Origin of the sequence: Staphylococcus equorum (assembly GCF_001747895.1) — a bacterium.
In the GTDB taxonomy this organism is placed as follows: Bacteria; Bacillota; Bacilli; order Staphylococcales; family Staphylococcaceae; genus Staphylococcus; species Staphylococcus equorum_A.
Map to the genome: position 1 here is coordinate 50,388 of NZ_LNNB01000014.1, position 20,380 is coordinate 70,767.

18 protein-coding genes are annotated in these 20,380 nt (G+C 34.2%); 10 read left to right on the forward strand and 8 right to left on the reverse strand.

The genetic code is table 11. The annotated features are described in order from the left end of the window. The first annotated feature begins 20 nt into the window (after nucleotides 1-20). The gene (locus AST02_RS07230) at nucleotides 21-1,946 is read left to right on the forward strand and encodes an RNA-directed DNA polymerase (RefSeq protein WP_069816895.1); all 1,926 of its coding nucleotides are present in this window, start codon (nucleotides 21-23) and stop codon (nucleotides 1,944-1,946) included. 225 nt (nucleotides 1,947-2,171) lie between these two features. Here AST02_RS07230 and AST02_RS07235 read toward each other — a convergent pair whose 3' ends face one another. From AST02_RS07235 to AST02_RS07265, 8 genes are all read right to left on the reverse strand, one after another. Beyond that, nucleotides 2,172-3,209, reverse strand: a complete 1,038-nt coding sequence (locus AST02_RS07235; protein ID WP_069816898.1) for a galactitol-1-phosphate 5-dehydrogenase — start codon at nucleotides 3,207-3,209, stop codon at nucleotides 2,172-2,174. A 36-nt stretch (nucleotides 3,210-3,245) separates the two neighbouring features. Next, on the reverse strand, nucleotides 3,246-3,401 hold the full coding sequence (locus AST02_RS14360; protein WP_176721523.1) for a hypothetical protein: 156 nt from the start codon (nucleotides 3,399-3,401) through the stop codon (nucleotides 3,246-3,248). Nucleotides 3,402-3,455: 54 nt separating this feature from the next. After that, a complete protein-coding gene (locus AST02_RS07240) occupies nucleotides 3,456-4,487 on the reverse strand; it encodes a zinc-binding dehydrogenase (RefSeq protein WP_069816900.1) in 1,032 nt (343 codons plus the stop codon). Between the two features lie 20 nt (nucleotides 4,488-4,507). Then, complete coding sequence (locus tag AST02_RS07245; RefSeq protein ID WP_069816902.1) at nucleotides 4,508-5,767, reverse strand: galactitol-specific PTS transporter subunit IIC; 1,260 nt, start codon at nucleotides 5,765-5,767, stop codon at nucleotides 4,508-4,510. A 129-nt stretch (nucleotides 5,768-5,896) separates the two neighbouring features. After that, nucleotides 5,897-6,175: a PTS sugar transporter subunit IIB gene (locus AST02_RS07250; protein ID WP_021338961.1), complete on the reverse strand. Its 279-nt coding sequence runs from the start codon at nucleotides 6,173-6,175 to the stop codon at nucleotides 5,897-5,899. Between the two features lie 76 nt (nucleotides 6,176-6,251). Next, nucleotides 6,252-6,719, reverse strand: a complete 468-nt coding sequence (locus AST02_RS07255; RefSeq protein WP_021338960.1) for a PTS sugar transporter subunit IIA — start codon at nucleotides 6,717-6,719, stop codon at nucleotides 6,252-6,254. Nucleotides 6,720-6,738: 19 nt separating this feature from the next. Beyond that, nucleotides 6,739-8,844 (reverse strand): BglG family transcription antiterminator, encoded by a 2,106-nt coding sequence (locus AST02_RS07260; protein WP_069816925.1) that lies wholly within the window; start codon nucleotides 8,842-8,844, stop codon nucleotides 6,739-6,741. Between the two features lie 186 nt (nucleotides 8,845-9,030). Beyond that, on the reverse strand, nucleotides 9,031-9,780 hold the full coding sequence (locus AST02_RS07265; protein WP_069816904.1) for a DeoR/GlpR family DNA-binding transcription regulator: 750 nt from the start codon (nucleotides 9,778-9,780) through the stop codon (nucleotides 9,031-9,033). Nucleotides 9,781-9,950: 170 nt separating this feature from the next. Between AST02_RS07265 and AST02_RS07270 the strand changes: the two genes are divergently transcribed. The 9 genes from AST02_RS07270 (at nucleotide 9,951) to eutH (ending at nucleotide 20,224) form a co-directional block, all read left to right on the forward strand. Further along, the gene (locus tag AST02_RS07270) at nucleotides 9,951-11,417 is read left to right on the forward strand and encodes a rhamnulokinase (protein WP_069816906.1); all 1,467 of its coding nucleotides are present in this window, start codon (nucleotides 9,951-9,953) and stop codon (nucleotides 11,415-11,417) included. Then, the gene (gene rhaA / locus AST02_RS07275; protein ID WP_081332972.1) at nucleotides 11,404-12,663 is read left to right on the forward strand and encodes an L-rhamnose isomerase; all 1,260 of its coding nucleotides are present in this window, start codon (nucleotides 11,404-11,406) and stop codon (nucleotides 12,661-12,663) included. Before AST02_RS07270 ends, rhaA begins: the two co-directional genes overlap by 14 nt. Next, nucleotides 12,664-13,494 (forward strand): rhamnulose-1-phosphate aldolase, encoded by an 831-nt coding sequence (rhaD, locus tag AST02_RS07280; protein WP_069816910.1) that lies wholly within the window; start codon nucleotides 12,664-12,666, stop codon nucleotides 13,492-13,494. After that, nucleotides 13,495-13,809 (forward strand): L-rhamnose mutarotase, encoded by a 315-nt coding sequence (rhaM, locus tag AST02_RS07285; RefSeq protein ID WP_069816912.1) that lies wholly within the window; start codon nucleotides 13,495-13,497, stop codon nucleotides 13,807-13,809. 21 nt (nucleotides 13,810-13,830) lie between these two features. Then, nucleotides 13,831-15,177: an MFS transporter gene (locus AST02_RS07290; RefSeq protein ID WP_069816913.1), complete on the forward strand. Its 1,347-nt coding sequence runs from the start codon at nucleotides 13,831-13,833 to the stop codon at nucleotides 15,175-15,177. After that, the gene (aldA, locus tag AST02_RS07295; RefSeq protein ID WP_069816915.1) at nucleotides 15,174-16,607 is read left to right on the forward strand and encodes an aldehyde dehydrogenase; all 1,434 of its coding nucleotides are present in this window, start codon (nucleotides 15,174-15,176) and stop codon (nucleotides 16,605-16,607) included. The genes AST02_RS07290 and aldA overlap by 4 nt, the downstream gene beginning before the upstream one ends. Nucleotides 16,608-16,855: 248 nt before the next feature. After that, nucleotides 16,856-18,313 (forward strand): sensor histidine kinase, encoded by a 1,458-nt coding sequence (locus AST02_RS07300; protein ID WP_226957499.1) that lies wholly within the window; start codon nucleotides 16,856-16,858, stop codon nucleotides 18,311-18,313. Between the two features lies 1 nt (nucleotide 18,314). Further along, nucleotides 18,315-18,881, forward strand: coding sequence for an ANTAR domain-containing response regulator (locus AST02_RS07305; protein ID WP_069816917.1), 567 nt, complete (start codon nucleotides 18,315-18,317; stop codon nucleotides 18,879-18,881). Between the two features lie 107 nt (nucleotides 18,882-18,988). Continuing rightward, nucleotides 18,989-20,224 carry an ethanolamine utilization protein EutH gene (gene eutH / locus AST02_RS07310; protein WP_069816919.1) on the forward strand — a complete coding sequence of 412 codons (1,236 nt, stop codon included), beginning with the start codon at nucleotides 18,989-18,991 and terminating at the stop codon, nucleotides 20,222-20,224. The last annotated feature ends 156 nt before the right edge of the window (nucleotides 20,225-20,380 follow it).

The following is a 20,380-nucleotide window of genomic DNA, read 5'->3' on the forward strand; positions in this document are numbered from 1 at the left end:
TATAGCAAAAGGAGATTTTCATGGCAAATATTATAAAAAGACAGATTGAAGATTTTGTGATTAGCGATTTACTACCTATTGAAAAACCACATTATTTTACTAATAATTACTTCTATGAATATATATTGGATAAAGTTACGATTGATAAAAATTTTGATGAAAAAACTAAAACGAAACCAATTGAGTACTTAACAAATAACAAAAATACATTCAGAAAATTAGGTATAATTAATCCAGTTAGTATGATAAATACAATAAAGTTTATGAAAAGATATCAACATGATTTAATTGCATTGATAAATGATATAGAATCATTTTCAATAAGAAAGCCTACATATAACAACTCATTATCATATATAGATACTCAAAAACAAGTAACGTATTATAAAAATCATAGAAAACAATTTTTAATAAGTTTAGAGAGTAGCGGTATATACTTTAACCATTATATATTTAAAAGATTCGATAAATATTTAACTTCTTTTAAATACTTAAAGCAGGTTGAAAAATATAGATTTCAAACTAGGTTAGATATTCAAGACTTTTTTGGAAGCGTATATACTCATTCATTTAAATGGTTATTATCCAATGATTTTAATGACTCTCTGAATATCACTAAAAATGATAAAAATACAGTGTTTCCTAATATAGATAAACATTTGCAAAATATAAATGGTGGTAAGACAAGAGGGATTATAATTGGACCTGAATTTTCAAGAATGGCTACAGAATTATTAATGGTTAATTTAGATAATAGAGTTAAATACAAGTTATTAAGGGATCATGATTTAGAATTCCAAAATGACTATGAAATCTCGAGATTTATAGATGATTACGTTATATATTATAATGATGAGAATGTATTTAAAACTATAAAGAATATCTTAGAAGAAGTATTAAGAGACTTCCATTTTTTATTGAAAACAGAAAAAGAGGCTACATATTCACGTGAAGATAATTTTTTGTTATGGAAATCTGATCTTAGAAATTTATTAGTTTTACTTGATGACTTATTGAATGGATCAAGACTATTTAATCAAGTAATTAATGAAATAAAGAGAACTTGTATAAACTATGGGAGTAAATTTGTTACATCATATTTACTAAGTGGTATAGTTACCAAATTGGAGATGCTTTACAAAGAAGAATCATATTTAAAAAAAGAGGTTAAAACTATTGGATATGATAATTTGTATGGTAATATTTATGAATTTATAGAAGAGGAAAAAATACAAATTTCATTGAAAAATATAAAAAATATGATTAAAATTATATTTCAATTGTTATCACTTAAAGCAAATTTTATGAATTCTGAAAAAGTGATACGTTCATTAGATATAATCATAAAAATTTGTGATAAAAATGTATATCAAAAACATAGTGTTTTAGACCTCATATCAGAAATGGTTGATAATTATTCAGATGAAATATTGAGTGGATACACAGTAGATTGGGTGAATCTATTTGTATATATATCTAATCTAGATATTGATATAAATTCATCCATATTAGAAAAAATGAGAGATTTAATAATGAAAAAAAATAAAGACATACTCTCGATGCCTGGTTTATTAATGATATATAATAGTTATAATTATAAAAAGGATTCTATCAAAAAAGAAGTCAATCTATTTATTAAAGAAGAATTAGAAAAAATAACAATAAATAATATAGAGAATGAAAAGGAATGTTGGATTATTTTTATTTTTAATAAATCTCCATTTTTAAATAAAATTAATGCCCGTAGAATGAATGTAATAGTGAATAAGGTAATTGAAAAAAGTGAAAAAGAAGATGTGAAATCTGTATTTAATTTTATTAATAATAATGCAACTTGTTTTATTAATTGGGATATAACAGAACTTTATAATCGTGACTTTTTTTATTATACCAGAGACCGTACAGTATTTAATCCTAAGGAAACCATTGATGTTATTGGATATTAAATTTCAAAACAAGAAAATTCATTTTAATTTTAAATGTTTTTAAAGTACTTAATGAAGTATTGCGTTTGAAAATTCCAATTAAAAGCCAAAGCCTAAGATGCTCATTCACTGTAGCTAGCTATCTGTTACAGCAAATAACACGATATCAATACGCATTAAAAAAGTCCTAATACTATCATCAGTGTTAGGACTTTTTTATAATATTATGGCAATGTTAGATTTTAATTATGGGTGGAAGATTACTTTATCAAAATGTTTCTTTTTATTAACTAATGCATCAAATGTTTCAGGACCTTTTGCTAAATCTAAGCGATCTGAAATCATCGGATCCACTTGAATCTCTCCTGTAGACATGTAATGAAGGGACGCATGCCATTCTTCGCCTGGAAATGGGGCGGATAAGCCATTCCAAGAGCCGATAACATTAAGTTCATTGCGTAATATTTTTTCGAAATGAACACGATCCATTTCAATATCGGAGTAAGGTATGCCTAACAGTAAGACTTCCCCACCCTTAGCTGGTAACGTTAAGACTTGTCCAATCGTAAATGGTGAGCCTGCCGATTCAACAGCGACATCTATGTTATGAGGAATCGTAGCGATAACGTCATCTAAATTTTCTGTTTTAGAATTAATCGTATAATCTGCACCGAGCGTCTTAGCAATTGCTAATTTATCTGGGTCGATATCAATCGCAATCGTTTTAGCAGCACCAAATATTTTAGCCCATTGAATGGCTAGTAAACCGATACTGCCACACCCTATAACAGCTACCGTTGCACCAGGTTTCATGCTTGTTCTATAAAACCCATGTGCTACTACTGCAGAAGGCTCAACCATAGCAGCTGTATCAAAGTCTACATTAGCTGGCAATTTTAAGACGTTATTTGCAGGTAGTTTAACGAATTCTGCAAAACAGCCAGGTTCATAAGAGCCAATAACATATAAATGTTCACATCTAGAGTATTCACCTTTTTCACATTGTTCACAGGCGTGACAAGCGATAGCTGGACAACCCGTGACTGCATCGCCAACTGTCACATGATTTACGTTACTGCCTATACTTTCCACAACTCCTGAAAATTCATGCCCAAACGTCATGCCCTCACGATAAGGGCCTAACTTTTTATAGCGGGAATTGTCCGAACCGCATATACCGGTTGCAATCACTTTAATAATGACATCATTACTGTCTTCAATTTCAGGATGTTTTGCTTCTTCGTACCTTAAATCTTCAATGCCGTATAGGTTCAAAGCTTTCAAAGTATTTCACCTCTTATCTTCTGAATAATAAGTGCATTAATTTTGTTCAGAAGTAACTTTTTTCTTTTTAAAAAATTTTGCGCCGAAGTAACCAAGAAAAACGACTATATTACAATAAAGTAAGTTATCCATATATAAATCTGTAATACCTCTCAATGGCCCAAGCATGAAATCTAACATATGTTCTACCATAATAATTATCTCCTTATATCATTTAAGTGCTAAATGATGGTTATTTAAAACAAGTTAATCGATAGGGCGAAGGAGTACTTTGATGCCTTCTCCACCTTTGATATGGTTGTAGCCTTCTTCCCATTGCGTAATATCAAGTTCATTTGTGACTAATGCTTCAGCATTGACATCACCGCTGCTTAACAGTTGTAAAGAAGGTTCCCAGTCGGCTGGTTTTTGACTTCTCGTACCAACCATTCGTATTTCTTTTTGTATGATTTTTTCTAAATCAAAAGAAATTTCTGGATCTTTAAAGATACCAACTTGGACATATTGTCCTTTTTTACGTAAGATATCTAAACCTTGTTTGGCGGCAGGTACTGCACCAGAGCATTCTAAAACTACGTTTGCACCATAACCATTGGTAATACTGTTTACATAGTCTTTTAAATCAGTATTTTGAATATTGACGACATGATCTAATTTAAGTTCTGTTGCCTTATCTAATCTTGTTTGATCATTATCTAATCCAGTGATTACGACTTCTGCACCTTTACTTTTAACGACTTGCGCGACAAGTAATCCAATAGGTCCAGGCCCCATAACGACTACGACATCGTCAGGCTGTATTTCAATTTTAGAAACGGCATGGTGGGCACAAGCTAATGGCTCCGTCATAGATGCTGCTTTATATGAAACATTATCAGGAATGCGGTGGACACTCGCTGCACGTGCAACTAAGTATTGCGTGAAGCCACCGTTTTGTTGTGTGCCTAAACCTTTACGATGATTACATAAGTTATAATCACCACTTTGACAATATTCACATTCACCACAAATGTAATATGTTGTTTCAGAAGTGACGCGATCACCAATTTTAAAATCGGTGACATTAGCGCCTGTCTCTACAATCTCTCCTGAAAATTCATGGCCAAGTGTCACTGGAAAGTTCACTTTATAATGACCTTCATACGTGTGCACATCCGTGCCACAAATACCTGCATAATGAACTTTTATTTTTACTTCATCTGCGTTCGGTGAAGGTATCTCTCTATCTAAGACTTCTAGATTCCCGAATCCTGGTTCAGTTTTAACGAGTGCTTTCATGTAATGTCAGCTCCTATCTGTTAATTAAATAAACTAAAGAATTTGAAAATAATGTAATTTAAGATGTTACCACCTTGGTCAAGACTTGAAATTTGAGATGAGCCAGATGGCATGTTTACGTTTGTGCCTTCTGCCATGCTTGTGAATATCGGTGCAACATCTGTTGCGATATATAAAGAGATGGCAATCATAATTGTGCCGACAATAACCGAGTGTATGATATTACCTCGTGCAGCCCCTACGATAAATGCGACAATAAATGGAATTGTTGCTAAGTCACCAAATGGTAAGACTTGGTTACCAGGTAAAATAACTGCTAATAATACTGTGATCGGAACTAAAATTAAAGCTGTTGAGATAACTGCTGGGTGGCCTAATGCAACCGCAGCGTCTAAACCAATGTAGATTTCACGATCCCCAAAGCGTTTGTTTAACCAAGTACGTGCAGATTCGGAAACAGGCATTAAACCTTCCATCAAAATCTTAACCATACGAGGCATTAACACCATAACGGCAGCCATTGACATACCAAGATTGATAACATCGCCAGCGTTGTAACCAGCTAACAAACCAATGATTAAACCAAGTACTAAACCGACGAATATGGATTCACCAAATGCACCGAAACGTTTTTGAATCGTTTCTGGGTCTGCATTTAGTTTCTTGATACCAGGCACTTTTTGTAAACCTTTTACTAAGAAAATACCTGGAGCATATGAAATTGTACTACCTGTGGCAATCGATACCCCAGGTAAATCGTAGAACTCACTCATCATTGGTGCAGTCCAGTCAGCCACTTTCAGACAGACGATTTGGAATATTGCTGCAGCCACTAATGATTGCCAAATGCTATCAGATACGGCGTAAACCATGGCACCCATAAATGTATAATGCCAGAAGTTCCAAATATCTACGTTCATTGTTCGAGTAGTCTTTGTCAGTAACATGACAATGTTAATTACAATACCTAAAGGAATAATAAATGCTGCGATAACAGATGCCCATGCAATAGAAGATGTTGCTGGCCAACCCACATCAATAACATTTAAGCTTACACCTAAGTTCTTAACCATCGCTTGGGCAGCGGGTCCCAAGTTGTTTACAAGTAAATCAATAACTAAGAAAATCCCTACGAATGCGACACCAATCGTCAAACCTGATCTAAATGCTGCACCGACTTTTTGCCTAAAGAATAATCCTAGTAAAAATATAACGATTGGAAGGATTACTGTTGCCCCTAAATCTAGAAAAGCTTGAATAAAATCTACAAATCCACTCATCCCTTACACCATCCTCTTTAATATAAAGTGATGTTGGTATAAATTAAGACGCCATTTTGATATAACCATGAACTTCTTTTTTGATATTTATCCCAACGGTTGATTCGGTATGTTAAATTAAATGACTCATTATTCTTGTAATGCGTCTAAGATTTCTTTTTTAGTATCTTCAACGCCAATTCCAGTTAAGAAATTACGTGCGTTAATGACAGGGAAGTCGTATTCTTTTTGCGTCATTGCAGTTGTAACTAATAAATCTGCTGAATCTGCGTAAACGCCAACTTCTGAAATTTTAATTTGTTTTAAATCTACTTTGATATTGTGCTCTTTTGCCATTTCTTCGATTGCACTATTTACTACCGTTGAAGTTGCGATACCTGCGCCACATGCTACTAATACTTGTTTCATAATAATTTCCTCCTAATTTGAGAACTTAATATTTAAATTCTCTTCCTGTTATATTTTTTATTAATACATTGAATGATTATGCGTCTGCTAATTCTTGCTCAATAACTTCTACGACTTGATTGCTATCTGTTGCGTTGGCAATGGTTTCAAGTATTTGATCATTTTGGAAAATGCCCATCAATTTTTGTAGTAATGATAACTGTGCATCCTCTTTATCCATTGCGAGCATAAAGATTAATTTCACATCCGTTGTTTCTTCAACTTCGCCCATAATGACGAAAGGAACTGTTTCTTTAAGGACAGCCACACCGATTGATTTTGAATTCACGTGCTGGATATCTGTGTGCGGGATGGCTACAGAACAATATACTGTAGGTAACCCTGTAGCAAATGATTGTTCTCTTTCGATGACTGCATCTTTGTATGATGCTTTGACGTAACCATTGTCATGCATTAAATCGGCTAATTGACTTAAGACGTCTTCCTTTGTTGTGGCCTCTAAACCAATGACAACATTCGAGGCATCAACTGTTAAACCTTCCATATGACGCAACCCCTTTGCTTTAGTCTATTTTTGAAAATTGTTTAATCGTTTCAAATATTTGTGATTTTGAATCTGTTTGTATGATGCTTTGCATACTTTCATTGTCTTGTGCTAAATCTCGTAACTGTAATAGGGGTCTTAAATGTTTGAATTTATCTGTTGCTGCGATAACTACAAAGACATGTACATTACGTCCTGTACTTAGCGTCAATGGTTCGTCTAATACCAACATACTCATAGACGTACGGTTTACATTTTGTTCGTTCTCAGCGTGTGGTATGGCGATGTTTTGATTGATAACCATATAAGTATCGTCGAAAGATTGAATCATCGAATCGATGTAATTTGCATCTATATAGCTTTGACTAGAAAGTGGTTCAGCTGTAAGCCGAATTGCTTCTTCCAAATTTGAAACACGTGATGCAAATTGAATATGGTGTACTGGCAACAAATCTTGTAAATTCAAATGACCATTTAACGAAATTGAAGACGATTTGATTGAAGCGTATGCATGAATATCATCAAATTGGTTTTTAATTTCATTAAGTAAAGCATCTTCGTTATGAATATCTGCATGCTCACGTATCATGGCGAGCATCTTTTCAGCGTGTATGTCTGTCTCAAAATTATTGTTGAGTTGACCGAATACGTACTGACGAAGATCGTGTTTTTCTTTGGCAGTTAATATTGCCTTTGTGATATATAATCTTTTGTGTGTCATCACGTGCATTGGTGAAAAGACAATATCAAAGTCTAGCGTATACTGGTTAAATTCACGTAGTGATAAGGCATCTAAAAATATGAATTCTGGAAACACACTCCGCAATTCTTGTAACATGAGTTGAGAAATTGACGTACCTTGTGTACAAACCACCACAGCTTTTACTTTTTTGTCGATGTCTTCATCTTGTCTTCTTAAAATACCGCCAATGAGTATGGTTAGATATGCGATTTCATTATCAGGTAATGGTTGGTTAAAGAACTTTTCCATAGGTTTGGAAGAGAGTTTAACAAGATGAAATAATTCTTTGTAATCATCTTTCAGATTATTCTGTAAACTATCGACATCAGATAACTCATATCTAATTCTGTAAAAGGCGGGCTTCATATGAAACAACAATTGGTTGACCAATGTTTCACGATCTTCAAAAGTGATAAAAGTAATTTTCTCAAATTGATCAAGCATGCTTTGTAGTGCAGTTTTTAATTCCGGTAAAACTTTCACGTCATCTAATTCCGACCATTGCACACTTGTTGATAAGAGCTGCAATGTTATAAATAATTTCTCTTGCCGAGGAATATCAGGATAGTTTGAAGTTAGTATTTCAGTCGCTTGATACTCCTCAGTGTCGGAAAGGTCATCGTATCCAATTGAAAAAGGTGAGACAATCTTATCGTGTTGAATTCTTCTCAAGATGAAATAGAGTTTATAACGTAATGTCTCAGTACTTTGATCAATAAAATTATTCTCTAAATATTGTTCTATTTTGTTAATTTGAAGATCGATGATTTGAAGTTTATCTTCTTGCAAAGCTAAACTTGTTAAAATATCATCCTTTGAAATATTTAAAGTGAATACTTTATCAATTAAGCGTGTTAAAAGTCTTCTAATTTCAAACTCATTACCGACTAAATAATAACCCTCCTGTCGTGAATATTTCAGAGTGACATCATATGGTTCTAGTAATAATTTTAATTTTTTTAAATCATTTAACACTGTGTTCTTACTTACTTTTAAATCAATTGCAAAGTGATTTAATGACAATGTTTCATCTTCTCTAAACAACATCAGTAAAATGAGATGCGCGCGTTGGTAAGCAGTATATACTTGCTCATCTTCCTGTGGAATAGGTTCAAGTGATACATTAAGAAAATTTTTGATTATATCATCAACGATGAAGAATCCTTGGCTTGTGCGTTCAATTGTTGGGCAATCTTGTTCAGTTAACCATTCATTGATTTTTTGGATTCGATAGCCAAGTTGTCTGCGAGACATGTTGAACATTACTTCTAAGTCTTTGCCTTTAATTTTCGGATTTTTAATCATTTCGGTAATGATATTAAAGTTTTCTGCTTGTATTTTGAATCCCTCCCTTGTTGTTGACTCTAATTTAGCACAGGTCATCAAAGAGTTGTACACTCATTAGACACAAATGCGTTTCCGTTTTATGTACATCATTGTGATTAGCACGAGAAAAAGCACTTACCATCGCATTTGGAATGATAAGTGCTTATCGTATAATATGTTTATTATTTTAATAATTTCATTCTTAATTCATTGATTATAAGATATGAAAGTTAAAAAGAGAAATTATATTATCTTTACTGAATGATTTTCTAGGATGCTTTTCCATTCGTCATCAAATTCAGTATCTGTCACGATATAGTCGATATTGGATAGGTGACCAAAGCTTATTAAACTATTGCCATCAAATTTAGAAGCATCAATTGCCAAAATAACTTGTTTGGCTTTATTGATCATGAGTTCTTTAATGTGAGATTCGTATTCATTAGAATCGGTGATGATGCCATCTTTAGACAAGGCTTTACAGCTTAAAATCGCATAATCAGTATGGAATTTATTAATTGATTCTGTCGTTTGAGGACCAACTAATGCAGAAGAATGTTTTAATAATTTGCCACCTGTTGAGTTGATTTCCATAGATGTTTGATTAAGTTCATATAGTGCGTTTACAGCATTTGTTATGATATGAATTCTTTTATTGGAAATAGCAAAACGCTTTAATGCTTCATTTATTGTAGAACTGGAATCAGCAAATAAACTTGTATCATTTTGTATAAATTGATCAATTTTTTTAGCAATAATGACTTTGCTATCTTTATTGCGCGTATGTCTCACAGAATAAGGCAGTTCTTCAGTTTTGATTAGTTTCGCGCCACCATAATTCCGTTCTACGATACCTTCTTTTTCCAATTTTTCTAAATCTCGACGAATTGTTTCTTCTGAAACATTAAATTCAGAAGCTAATTTATTCACATAAACAACATTGTTTAAATAGAGATGATTTAGTAGTGACTTTCTTCTTTCAAATGGCTTCATAATAAATTTCTCCTAAATATATATTGTCATCATTATAGCATAAAACCGCTTTTAATCTCACAAAAAAAGACTGAAACCAACATATAAACCACATTAATTATCAAAATATTTTGTTTTATGTTGATTTATGTGGATTGTTTGATTATAATCATAACCAAAGAGGTGATAAGTTGAAGCATTATATAGCTGTTGATATTGGGGCGTCTAGTGGTAGAGCCATCTTAGCAAATATCGACAATAACCAGATTAAAACACAAGAAATCAATCGTTTCGCCAATGGTTTTACAACACAGAATCAACAGGAAGTGTGGGATGTTGACTATTTATTTGAAGAAATTATTGTTTCTTTGAAAAAAGCTAAAGCTATGGGCATCACAGAGTGTTATTTAAGTATAGATACGTGGGGCGTAGACTATCTTTTTTTAGACCACAAAGGGAAGCGCTTACAAAACGCCGTCTCATATAGAGATTCAAGAACGGATACAACGATGGATAAATTATTCAATGAAGTTTCCAAATACGATATTTTTCAAAAAACTGGAATTCAATTTTTAACTTTTAATACAATTTATCAGTTGTTTGAAGAGACACATGCATTAAAAGATCAAGCACATGATATTTTGCTTATTCCTGATTATTTGAATTATTTACTTACAAATAAGAAAAGAAATGAAATTACCAATTTAAGTACGACGCAATTACTCTCAGTGCATGATCATTCATTAGATCAAGCGTTGCTAACATCAATAGGAATAGATAAGGAACAATTTCCAAACACGATTGAACCTGGCACATACATAGGCGAAATCAATGCAGACTTAAATAGCCAAGATGATTTACCTGTGACACATGTTTATGCCACAGCATCACATGATACCGCATCAGCTGTTTTAGGTTCTGTTGGAGATGCATTTAAAAAATGGGCTTTTTTATCAAGTGGGACTTGGTCATTAATAGGTAAAGAATTAGAAAGCCCAATCGTAACTGAAAAAGCATTAGAACTTGGATATTCTAATGAACGCGGTATGAATCACACCTATCGCTTCTTAAAAAATATTATAGGTATGTGGATTATACAGCGGATACGCAAAGATTGGCCTGAAAATTATACATTTCCTGAAATGGTAGAGGAAGCAAAGCAACATCAAGACTTTAAAGTTTATATCGATTTTAACGATCAACGCTTTATTAATCCTGACTGTATGGTGGATGAAATTAAAAATTACTGTATTCAGACAAACCAAACAGTGCCACAAACGTTAGGTGAAATTGTGCAAAGCGTCTATATGAATCTGGCAATAATTTATGCAATTTCCATAGAAGAGTTAAACGAAATAACAAGAGAACCAATCGAAGTAATCAATATTGTTGGCGGTGGTTCCAACAATGACTATTTAAATGAACTTACGGCCTTGTATACAAATTGTGACGTCATTGTGGGGCCAACAGAAGCGACAATTTATGGGAATTTGGCAGCAACAATGATTGGCACAGGTGAGTTTGAAAATATTCAAGAAGCTAGAGCGGTAATTAAGCGTTCTACAGATACGACAAAGATAGACAAACCGGAGTTAAAGCATATAGCAAATCAAGATATTAAGACATTCAAGGGGGTTACTCATTATGAGTACGTATAATAAGCAAGCATTTGAAGCAGCAAAAACACAATATGAGGCATTAGGCGTTGATGTAGAGAAAGCATTAACTAAATTAAAAGATATTAAAATCTCTATCCATTGTTGGCAAGGAGATGATGTAGAAGGTTTCCTTTTCAATCAAGAATTATCAGGGGGCATATCAGTTACTGGTAATCACCCAGGTAAAGCAAGTAATGGAGCAGAACTTAGAAGTGATTTAGAAGAAGCTTTAAAGCATATTCCAGGAAAACATAAAATTAATTTACATGGTATTTATGCCGAATCTGAAGAAGCAATCGATTTAGATGAAATCGAGCCAAAGCATTTTGAAAAGTGGGTGCATTGGGCAAAAGAGAATGAATTGGGGTTAGATTTTAACCCAACATGCTTCAGTCATGAGAAGTCAGAAGATGGCTTTACATTAGCGCATCCGGATAAATCAATTAGAGACTTTTGGATACAACATTGTAAACAATCTAGAAAAATCGGTGAATATTTTGGTAAAGAGCTCGGTCAACCTTCAACAACAAATATTTGGGTGCCAGACGGTTATAAAGACACGCCGGTAGATCGCTTAACACCTCGCAAACGTTTGATGGAGAGTTTGGATGAAATTTTTAAAGAAGAAATAGATGAAAGCTATAATATCGATACATTAGAAAGTAAATTATTTGGTATTGGTTCTGAAAGTTATGTTGTGGGTTCTCATGAATTTTATATGGGTTATGCCTTAACAAGAGATAAACAAATATTACTAGACGCCGGACATTATCATCCAACAGAAGTGGTGTCTAACAAATTATCGGCACTCAATTTATTTACAAAAGGTTTAAGTTTACATGTTTCTAGACCAGTAAGATGGGATAGCGATCATGTGGTTACATTGGATGACGAATTGAATGAGATAGCCAAAGAACTCATTTATAACGATTTACTTAAGAGTACAACAGTTGGTTTAGATTTCTTTGACGCATCTATTAATAGAGTGGCTGCATGGGTTATTGGTACTAGAAATATGCAAAAAGCATTGCTTAAAGCATTATTAGATCCTATTAATGAATTAAAAGAAGTTGAACAAAGCGGTGATTTTACGAGACGTTTAGCGTTACAAGAAGAAATGAAGATGTATCCGTTTGGCGCGATATGGAATGAATTTTGTAGCAGAAACGATGCTGAACCAGGATTGGATTGGTATGAGCCAATTAAAAAATACGAAGAAAATATTTTACAGGAAAGAGGAATTTAATTGGAAAACTTTGTCGATTCTCCCGCGGTTAAAGAATTATCTAAGATTACACATTTAATGTATCACAAAGGTTGGGACGAACGTAACGGAGGCAACATATCTTGGATATTAGATGCTGCCAAGGTTCAACCGTATTTATCAGAAGATGGCAGAAATATAAGAAACGTAAGTCTGCCATTTGAGGTGCGTCCATTAGCGAATAAATATATTCTTGTCACTGGTACAGGAAAATACTTCAAAAATATTATAGACGATCCACAAGATGCATTAGGTTTAATTAAAATTGCAGCAGACGGTAAAAGCTATAACATTTTATGGGGTTTTGTGAACGATGCAGTAGCAACAAGTGAATTGCCAACGCATTTAATGAATCATATCCAACGTTTAGAAGTCGATGCTACACACCGCGTTATTATGCATTGTCACGCCACACATACGATTGCGATGACGTATACGCACGAATTAGATGAAAAGGCATTTACGAAAACATTATGGAAAATGTGTACAGAATGTCTCGTTGTATTTCCAGATGCAATTGGTATTATTCCGTGGGTGGTACCTGGCACAGAACAAATAGGACAACTCACTTCAGAAAAAATGAAACAGCAAAGATCTGTGATTTGGCCATTTCATGGTGTATTTGGAGCAGGACATGATTTAGACGAAGTGTTTGGTCTGATTGAAACCATTGAAAAAGCAGCTGAAGTATATACGTATGCGCAAGCACAAGGTGGTATTAAACAAACGATTTCGGATGAGAATTTATGGGAGTTAGCTCAAGGATTTAATGTTGAACCTAAAGAAGGTTACTTAGAGGTTGAGGTGAGATAGATGACGCGAATTGCAACGGTGATGTATGTCAATGAAGGTTCTTATGATGCATATAAACGAAGACATGATGAACTATGGCCTGAAATGAAACAGTTATTAAAAGAGAACGGCGTGCATGACTACAGTATCTTTCTAAATGAAGCCACTGGAGAATTATTTGCAGCACTTGATGTTACCGATAAAACAGCATATGACAATATGGCGCAAAATCCGATTTGTCGGAAATGGTGGGACTACATGGCCGATATCATGCAAGTGAATGAAGATAACAGTCCTAAATCAACTGAATTGAGAGAGATGTTCTATTTGAAATAAACGAAAAATGGGGATGAGGTTATGAGTTTAAAACCTAAAAAGACAAATGGCTGGCTGGCAACAATTGCAGTTGCGATGGCCAATTATATAGAAGCGGGTTCAATTATTGCAGCAGCGAGTAGTTTATCACTCTGGCAAGCATATTTAAATATTGATAATTGGCAGATGGGCTTACTGAGTGCATTAAGTGCGAACGCGTTAGGTGCAGCAATTGGTGCATTAATCGGTGGTCCATTAACAGATAAATTAGGTAGAAAATTTATCTTTAAATACGATCTATTATTATACATGGTAGGTATTTTAATTATCATGCTATCTGTTAATTTATCAATGTTACTCACAGGTACAATCATTGTTGGTATAGCTGTAGGTATAGGGGTACCTGTAGCTTGGACATATATTGCAGAAGAAGCACCAGAAAAAGAAAGAGCAAAACGTGTAGGAACTGCACAATTAGCTTGGTCTATTGGACCAGCAATTACTTTTACTTTAGCAGTTATGTTAGCGCCATTAGGATTATTAGGCTCAAGATTAATTTTTCTACATTTGTTTATCATCGCAGGTGTTACGTGGTGGATTAGACAAGGTATGGAAGAATCTAAAATCTGGGAAGAAGAGAAGGAAAAAGAACAAAGAGAAGCTTCGTTTAATGTTAAAAAGACATCAGCTTTTAAAGAATTATTTACTAACCCAGTGAATTTAAAAGCAATGTTATTACTTATAGGAATTTATTTATTTTGGAATTTAACGTCTGGCGCCATGGGGTACTTTATGCCCTTTATTTATGAAAGCGTCGGTGGTCTGAGTGGTGCACAAGCCAACATTTTACAAGCGATTTTATGGCTGTGTACAGTGATTACGACTTACTTTGGATTTATGAAATTAGGAGACCGTATCAGTCAAAGATTACTATTTAGTATTGGTGCAACGATGGGTATTGTTGCTTGGATTATATTGACCTTTGCACCTATGAATTGGATATCACTGATTTTATTTGTTTTATTATGGGGGTCAGCAGCAGGTATAGGTGCCCAAGCCTTTTATGCATTATGGACAAGTGAACTATTCCCAACCCGTTATCGTGCCGGTGCGCAAGGCTTGATGTACTTTATAGTACGAGCAGGAATATCAGTATATACATTTGTATTACCTACCATTTTAGCATCACTTGGATTCAAAATTACTGGAATCATTATGATTTCATTTTTAGTTATTCATGCAGTCATTGGCATTGTCCTAACTCCTAAGACACAAGGTAAGACGTTAGAACAGATTGAACGTGAAAGATATGGAGAAAGGGCAAATAGTAGCGTAAGCATTACACCAGAAACAAATACCATGATTCAAGAAGGGGAGAGTAAAATATGATAAATATTAAAGATTATATTAACGGTTCATTTGTTGAAAGAAACATGGAAGATGCAATTGATGTGAAAAATCCTGCAACTGAAGAAACAATTGCAAAGTTATACAGAGGTTCAGAACAAGACACTAAAGAAGCTATCGACTACGCAGATAAAGCCCAAACGAAATGGAGCGAACTGCCAGCAATTGAGCGAGGCAACTACCTTAAAAAAATTGCAGCAGGTATTCGAGAACGTAGTGAAGAAATTACCAAAGTCATTATGCAAGAAGGTGGTAAAACATATGATTTAGCGAACACGGAAGCCTTTTTTACAGCAGATTATATAGATTATATGGCAGAGTGGGCAAGAAGATATGAAGGAGAAATCATACAGAGTGATCGTAAGAAGGAACATATTCTAATGTACAAAAAAGCTCTGGGTGTTACTACAGGTATTTTGCCATGGAACTTCCCGTTCTTCTTAATCGCACGCAAAACAGCGCCAGCACTTATTACTGGAAATACAATTGTAGTTAAACCTTCAGAAGAAACACCTATAAATGCGCAAATATTCACTGAGATTTTAGATACAGTTGGCTTACCACCTGGTGTGTTTAATTTAGTGAACGGTGAAGGTAGCGTGGTGGGTAATGAGCTTGCGAGTAATAGTAAAGTCGCACTCGTATCTATTACTGGTAGTGTCTCAGCAGGTAAAAAAGTAATGGAAGCTGCAAGTAAAAATGTAACTAAAGTTAATTTAGAATTAGGTGGTAAAGCACCGGCAATTGTCTTAGAAGATGCTAATTTAGATAAAGCAGTTCAATATATTATAGATTCACGTATTATTAATACGGGTCAAGTGTGTAACTGTGCTGAACGAGTTTATGTACATTCCAGTATAAGTGAAAAATTCACACAACGATTAGTTCAAAAAATGAGCGAAGTTCGTTTTGGTAATACGTTAGAACATAATTACGACATGGGTCCTTTAATTAATAAGCAGGCTCAAGAGCGTGTGCATAATCATGTTAAAAAAGCTGAAGCACAAGGTGGCGTAATTAAATGTGGCGGAGAAACACCTGAGCAACAAGGTTACTTCTATCCAGCTACAATCATCACAAATTGTAAAAATAGTATGGATATTGTTCAAGAAGAAGTCTTTGGACCTGTCTTGCCAATTGTTGAATTTGATACTTTTGAAGAAGCAATTGAATTAGCAAATGACAGTAAGTACGGCTTAACATCTTCTATCTATACAGAGAGTATCCAAAAAGCATTTACAGCAGTAGAAAAATTAGAATTCGGTGAAACATATATAAATAGAGAAAACTTTGAAGCTATTCAAGGTTTCCATGCAGGCGTAAAACAATCAGGTGTTGGTGGAGCAGACGGTAAGCATGGCTTAGAAGAATATTTAAGAACACATATCGTATATATGCAGTTAGATGAATAAATAATTTACAACCGAGCTTGTTTATAGAGAGTCTTGTGGGGGCGGGATAGGAAATCAAATTTTGATTTCTATTCTGCTCTCGTTTTAATTATAAGAAGCGTAGAGCAACACATATATGAGCCATATAAAAATGCGATGTAGAATAAGCGAGAGCACGCAATAATGATGAAAAATTACTATAAATTTTTAAATTATCTCATTATACATTGACATATAATCGTCAAAATTTCATAATGGTAGTTATATATATGAGAAATCTAAAAATTCGCACAACTATGTTTGGAATGATGACTATCAACGAAGTGAAAAATTTATGTAAAACGCATACAAGTTTAACACCACAGGCAACACAACATATCGTAGAAGTATCTGATCATTTACAAATGATTGCTGATTTAAATAGGGCGAATGTGTTTATTGATTGTCCTACTAAAAAAGATGGAGAAGTTATAGTAGTAGCGGAAGCCATACCTACAAATGACGAAGGTCTATATCAAGGTTCAGTCATTGGTGAAAATGTGTATGAAAAATTTGAACCCGCTGTATTCCAAGTGTTGGAAGGAGATGATTTTGCACAACACCGTGCAATCACTCAAGAAGGTAAAGTCGTAGAACAAAGTGTTACACCAATTAAATTGGAAAATGCCATTGTTGGCACGCTGATTATGGAAATAGATGTAAGCAACAAAGTAATGGAAGAAAAACGATTAAGAGCTTTGACACAGGCGACTACAACATTAAGTGATATCGTCTCGCAAAATAGTGATAATCCAATTTTTGTACCGGATATGATTGAAGAAAGTTTATTTGATTTAGACAACACATTAGACATCCGCTACTATAATTTAGCCGGTGAGACAATGGTTAGAGATTTAGTGGGTGTCGATTGTGAAGCGGGATTGAATTTCGTAGCATTGTTTCCGAGCATTAAAGACATGCTTACAGATGGTCGTGTTATTACAATTGAAGAACGCGAGCTTAAAGGACACTACTTTCAAGTGAAATGTATTCAGTTACTTGAAGAAGGCGTAATGACAGGTCATTTAATTCTACTGAAAGATATTACAGATTTGAAAGAAAAGGAACGCGAACTTATTTCTAAATCTGTAGCAATTAGAGAAGTACATCATCGTGTGAAGAATAATTTACAGACCGTAGCCAGTTTACTGCGCTTACAGATGAGACGCGGTTTGCCAAATGGTAGTGAAAAATATTTCCAAGAAAGTTTAAATCGCATTCTAAGTATCGCATCTGTATATGAAGTCATTCTAGATGAATCATCGACAGATACGGTGAATATCGATAAATTGATTAAAAAGATAGGTAATATGGTCGTTTATAACGAATCATCGAATAAAACCTTACATATTACATATCAGACAGATGAACATATTAATTTAGTATCTAATATTGCAGTCTCTGTAGCATTGATTGCGAATGAATTAATTACGAATTGTCTAACACATGCTTTCAACAATCAGACTGAGGGTATAATAAGCGTAACGCTAGCTTACGATACAGAATCGGATACCGTAAAGCTTGAAGTTCAAGATACGGGCGAAGAAGAGAGTGCTTTTCTACCATCATTTGGATTGAAAATTGTTACTACTATAGCAGAAAATGATTTAGAAGGTACATTTAACATTGACCGTAATTCAATTGGAACAATAGGTAAAGTTGAATTTCAACACAAAGGGGTGGATTGAAATGAAATCTATTATGGTAGTTGAAGATGAAGCGATTGTCCGAATGGATATAGTAGAAATGCTTGGGGAAGCAAACTACAATGTCGTCGCAGAAGTAGGTAATGGAGAAAAAGCAATTGAAGCCGCAGATCAATTTCGGCCAGATTTGATTGTCATGGATATTAAAATGCCGAAGTTGAATGGTTTAAAAGCCAGTAAAATTATTGGTAAGAAACATGATATTCCGATACTTATCCTGACAGCATATAGTCATTGTGAGTACGTTGAAGAAGCTAAGCAACAAAATGTCGTAGGTTATATCGTTAAACCTATATCTGAGTCACAATTGCTACCAGCTATTGAAATTGCAATGTCGCAATCAGATAGTATGGGTAAACTCAAGCAAGAAGTGAGTGATACACGTTTGCAAATGGAACATCGGAAACGTATAGAAAAGGCAAAAGGCTTATTAATGAAACAACTTGATTTAACGGAAGAAGCAGCTTATCAAAAGCTTAGGAGAAACAGTATGGATAACCAAATAGCTATTGAAAAAGAAGCTTCAGCAATCATTAAACAATTGGGGTAATAGATTTACAATACAAGTGAATATAATCAAGCAAAGGTGCTTATTTGAATTAATCAAATAGGCACCTTTTTGTTTTTTTATAGCTCATAAAAATGGGGGAAACTATCATGGAACATATTGGTACAGTGATTATTTACATTATTATGGTATGTGCAGTGTTAGGTGCTTTTGGTGCAATTCGGAATGCGAATGAAGGGATAGGGAAGGAATTTATGGAAGGTATTTATACCATCGGACCTATCTTTGCTAACTCAGCAGGTATTATGGCTTCTATTCCATTCATATCGCAGTTTATAGAAAAATTCTTTGGACCACTTTTTGATAAAATTGGTGCGGATCCCGCTATAGCTGCAACATCAATACTCGCGACAGATATGGGGGGATATCAACTTGCAGATGTATTAAAGGATAGCTATGAAGGTTGGATTATGGCAATGATTGTTGGTTTTATGGCTGGTGCCACAATCGTGTTCACAATACCGCTTGGTCTACCAATGCTTGATAAACGAGATCATAAATACATGGCTTTGGGTATTCTATCAGGATTGTTGGCCATTCCTTTTGGTGTATTTATTTCTACGGTAACTATTTTATTTAGTCATACAAAAATCCGTACAGTGATTGATACAACGAGTGCAGCCACACACGTTTTTCAAATCAGTTTATCCACTGTATTTATCAACTTATTACCATTAATTATTTTTGTAGTAGTAACAGCCATTGGACTGTATTTCTTCTCGGATATTATGATTAAAATCTTTATTGTCTTTGGTAAAATACTAGATTCCTGTATTAAATTGGTCTTTGTATTTTCAGTAGTAGAAATATTTACAGGATTATTTACAACAGTTTTTGGTGTCTGGGGCTTCGATCCAATTATGGCGGATAGTGAAGATAACTTTAGGGCATTAGAGAACGCAGGGAATATTGCTATTATGTTATCGGGTGCATTCCCAATGGTTTATTTAATACGTAAGTACTTCTCTAAAGGTTTGCATACTGTTGGTAGTAAAGTGGGACTCAGTGAAGTAGGTAGTGCTGGGTTTATCGCTACAATTGCTAATATTCTAGCTATGCTCAAGTTAGTAAGAGATATGCCACCTAAAGATAAAGTGTTAAATATCGCATTCGGTGTCTGTGGTGCGTTCTTATTAGGAGATCATTTGTCATATACGGCAAATTTTCAGCCAACGCTCATACCAGCTGTATTAATTGGTAAATTGAGTGCGGGTATTATAGCAATATGCTTTGCTTACATTCTATGTATCCCGAAAGCGAGAAAATTGGAAGAAATTGATAGACGTGCCGGCATCATTGGAGAGCATGAATATTTAGATAAATAAACTGAAAAACAGGGACGGGTCATAAATACCTCAGTCTCAATTTTAAAACACCAATCTATTATTTTCTAATGGATTGGTGTTTTAAAGTTAAAATAATCCGATTTTAAAAGCGCATGCTGGATTATGGGAGTGGGGCAGAAATCTAATTTTTCTAAT

Excerpts from the sequence above, each read along its gene's own strand:
- rhaA (WP_081332972.1), top strand. The coding sequence starts at position 11,404 with ATGAGTACGTATAATAAGCAAGCATTTGAAGCAGCAAAAACACAATAT.
- eutH (WP_069816919.1), top strand. The coding sequence starts at position 18,989 with ATGGAACATATTGGTACAGTGATTATTTACATTATTATGGTATGTGCA.
- AST02_RS07230 (WP_069816895.1), top strand. The coding sequence starts at position 21 with ATGGCAAATATTATAAAAAGACAGATTGAAGATTTTGTGATTAGCGAT.
- aldA (WP_069816915.1), top strand. The coding sequence starts at position 15,174 with ATGATAAATATTAAAGATTATATTAACGGTTCATTTGTTGAAAGAAAC.
- AST02_RS07245 (WP_069816902.1), bottom strand. The coding sequence starts at position 5,767 with ATGAGTGGATTTGTAGATTTTATTCAAGCTTTTCTAGATTTAGGGGCA.
- AST02_RS07300 (WP_226957499.1), top strand. The coding sequence starts at position 16,856 with ATGAGAAATCTAAAAATTCGCACAACTATGTTTGGAATGATGACTATC.
- AST02_RS07250 (WP_021338961.1), bottom strand. The coding sequence starts at position 6,175 with ATGAAACAAGTATTAGTAGCATGTGGCGCAGGTATCGCAACTTCAACG.
- AST02_RS07290 (WP_069816913.1), top strand. The coding sequence starts at position 13,831 with ATGAGTTTAAAACCTAAAAAGACAAATGGCTGGCTGGCAACAATTGCA.
- AST02_RS14360 (WP_176721523.1), bottom strand. The coding sequence starts at position 3,401 with ATGGTAGAACATATGTTAGATTTCATGCTTGGGCCATTGAGAGGTATT.
- AST02_RS07265 (WP_069816904.1), bottom strand. The coding sequence starts at position 9,780 with ATGAAGCCATTTGAAAGAAGAAAGTCACTACTAAATCATCTCTATTTA.
- AST02_RS07305 (WP_069816917.1), top strand. The coding sequence starts at position 18,315 with ATGAAATCTATTATGGTAGTTGAAGATGAAGCGATTGTCCGAATGGAT.
- rhaM (WP_069816912.1), top strand. The coding sequence starts at position 13,495 with ATGACGCGAATTGCAACGGTGATGTATGTCAATGAAGGTTCTTATGAT.
- AST02_RS07240 (WP_069816900.1), bottom strand. The coding sequence starts at position 4,487 with ATGAAAGCACTCGTTAAAACTGAACCAGGATTCGGGAATCTAGAAGTC.
- AST02_RS07255 (WP_021338960.1), bottom strand. The coding sequence starts at position 6,719 with ATGGAAGGTTTAACAGTTGATGCCTCGAATGTTGTCATTGGTTTAGAG.
- AST02_RS07260 (WP_069816925.1), bottom strand. The coding sequence starts at position 8,844 with ATGACCTGTGCTAAATTAGAGTCAACAACAAGGGAGGGATTCAAAATA.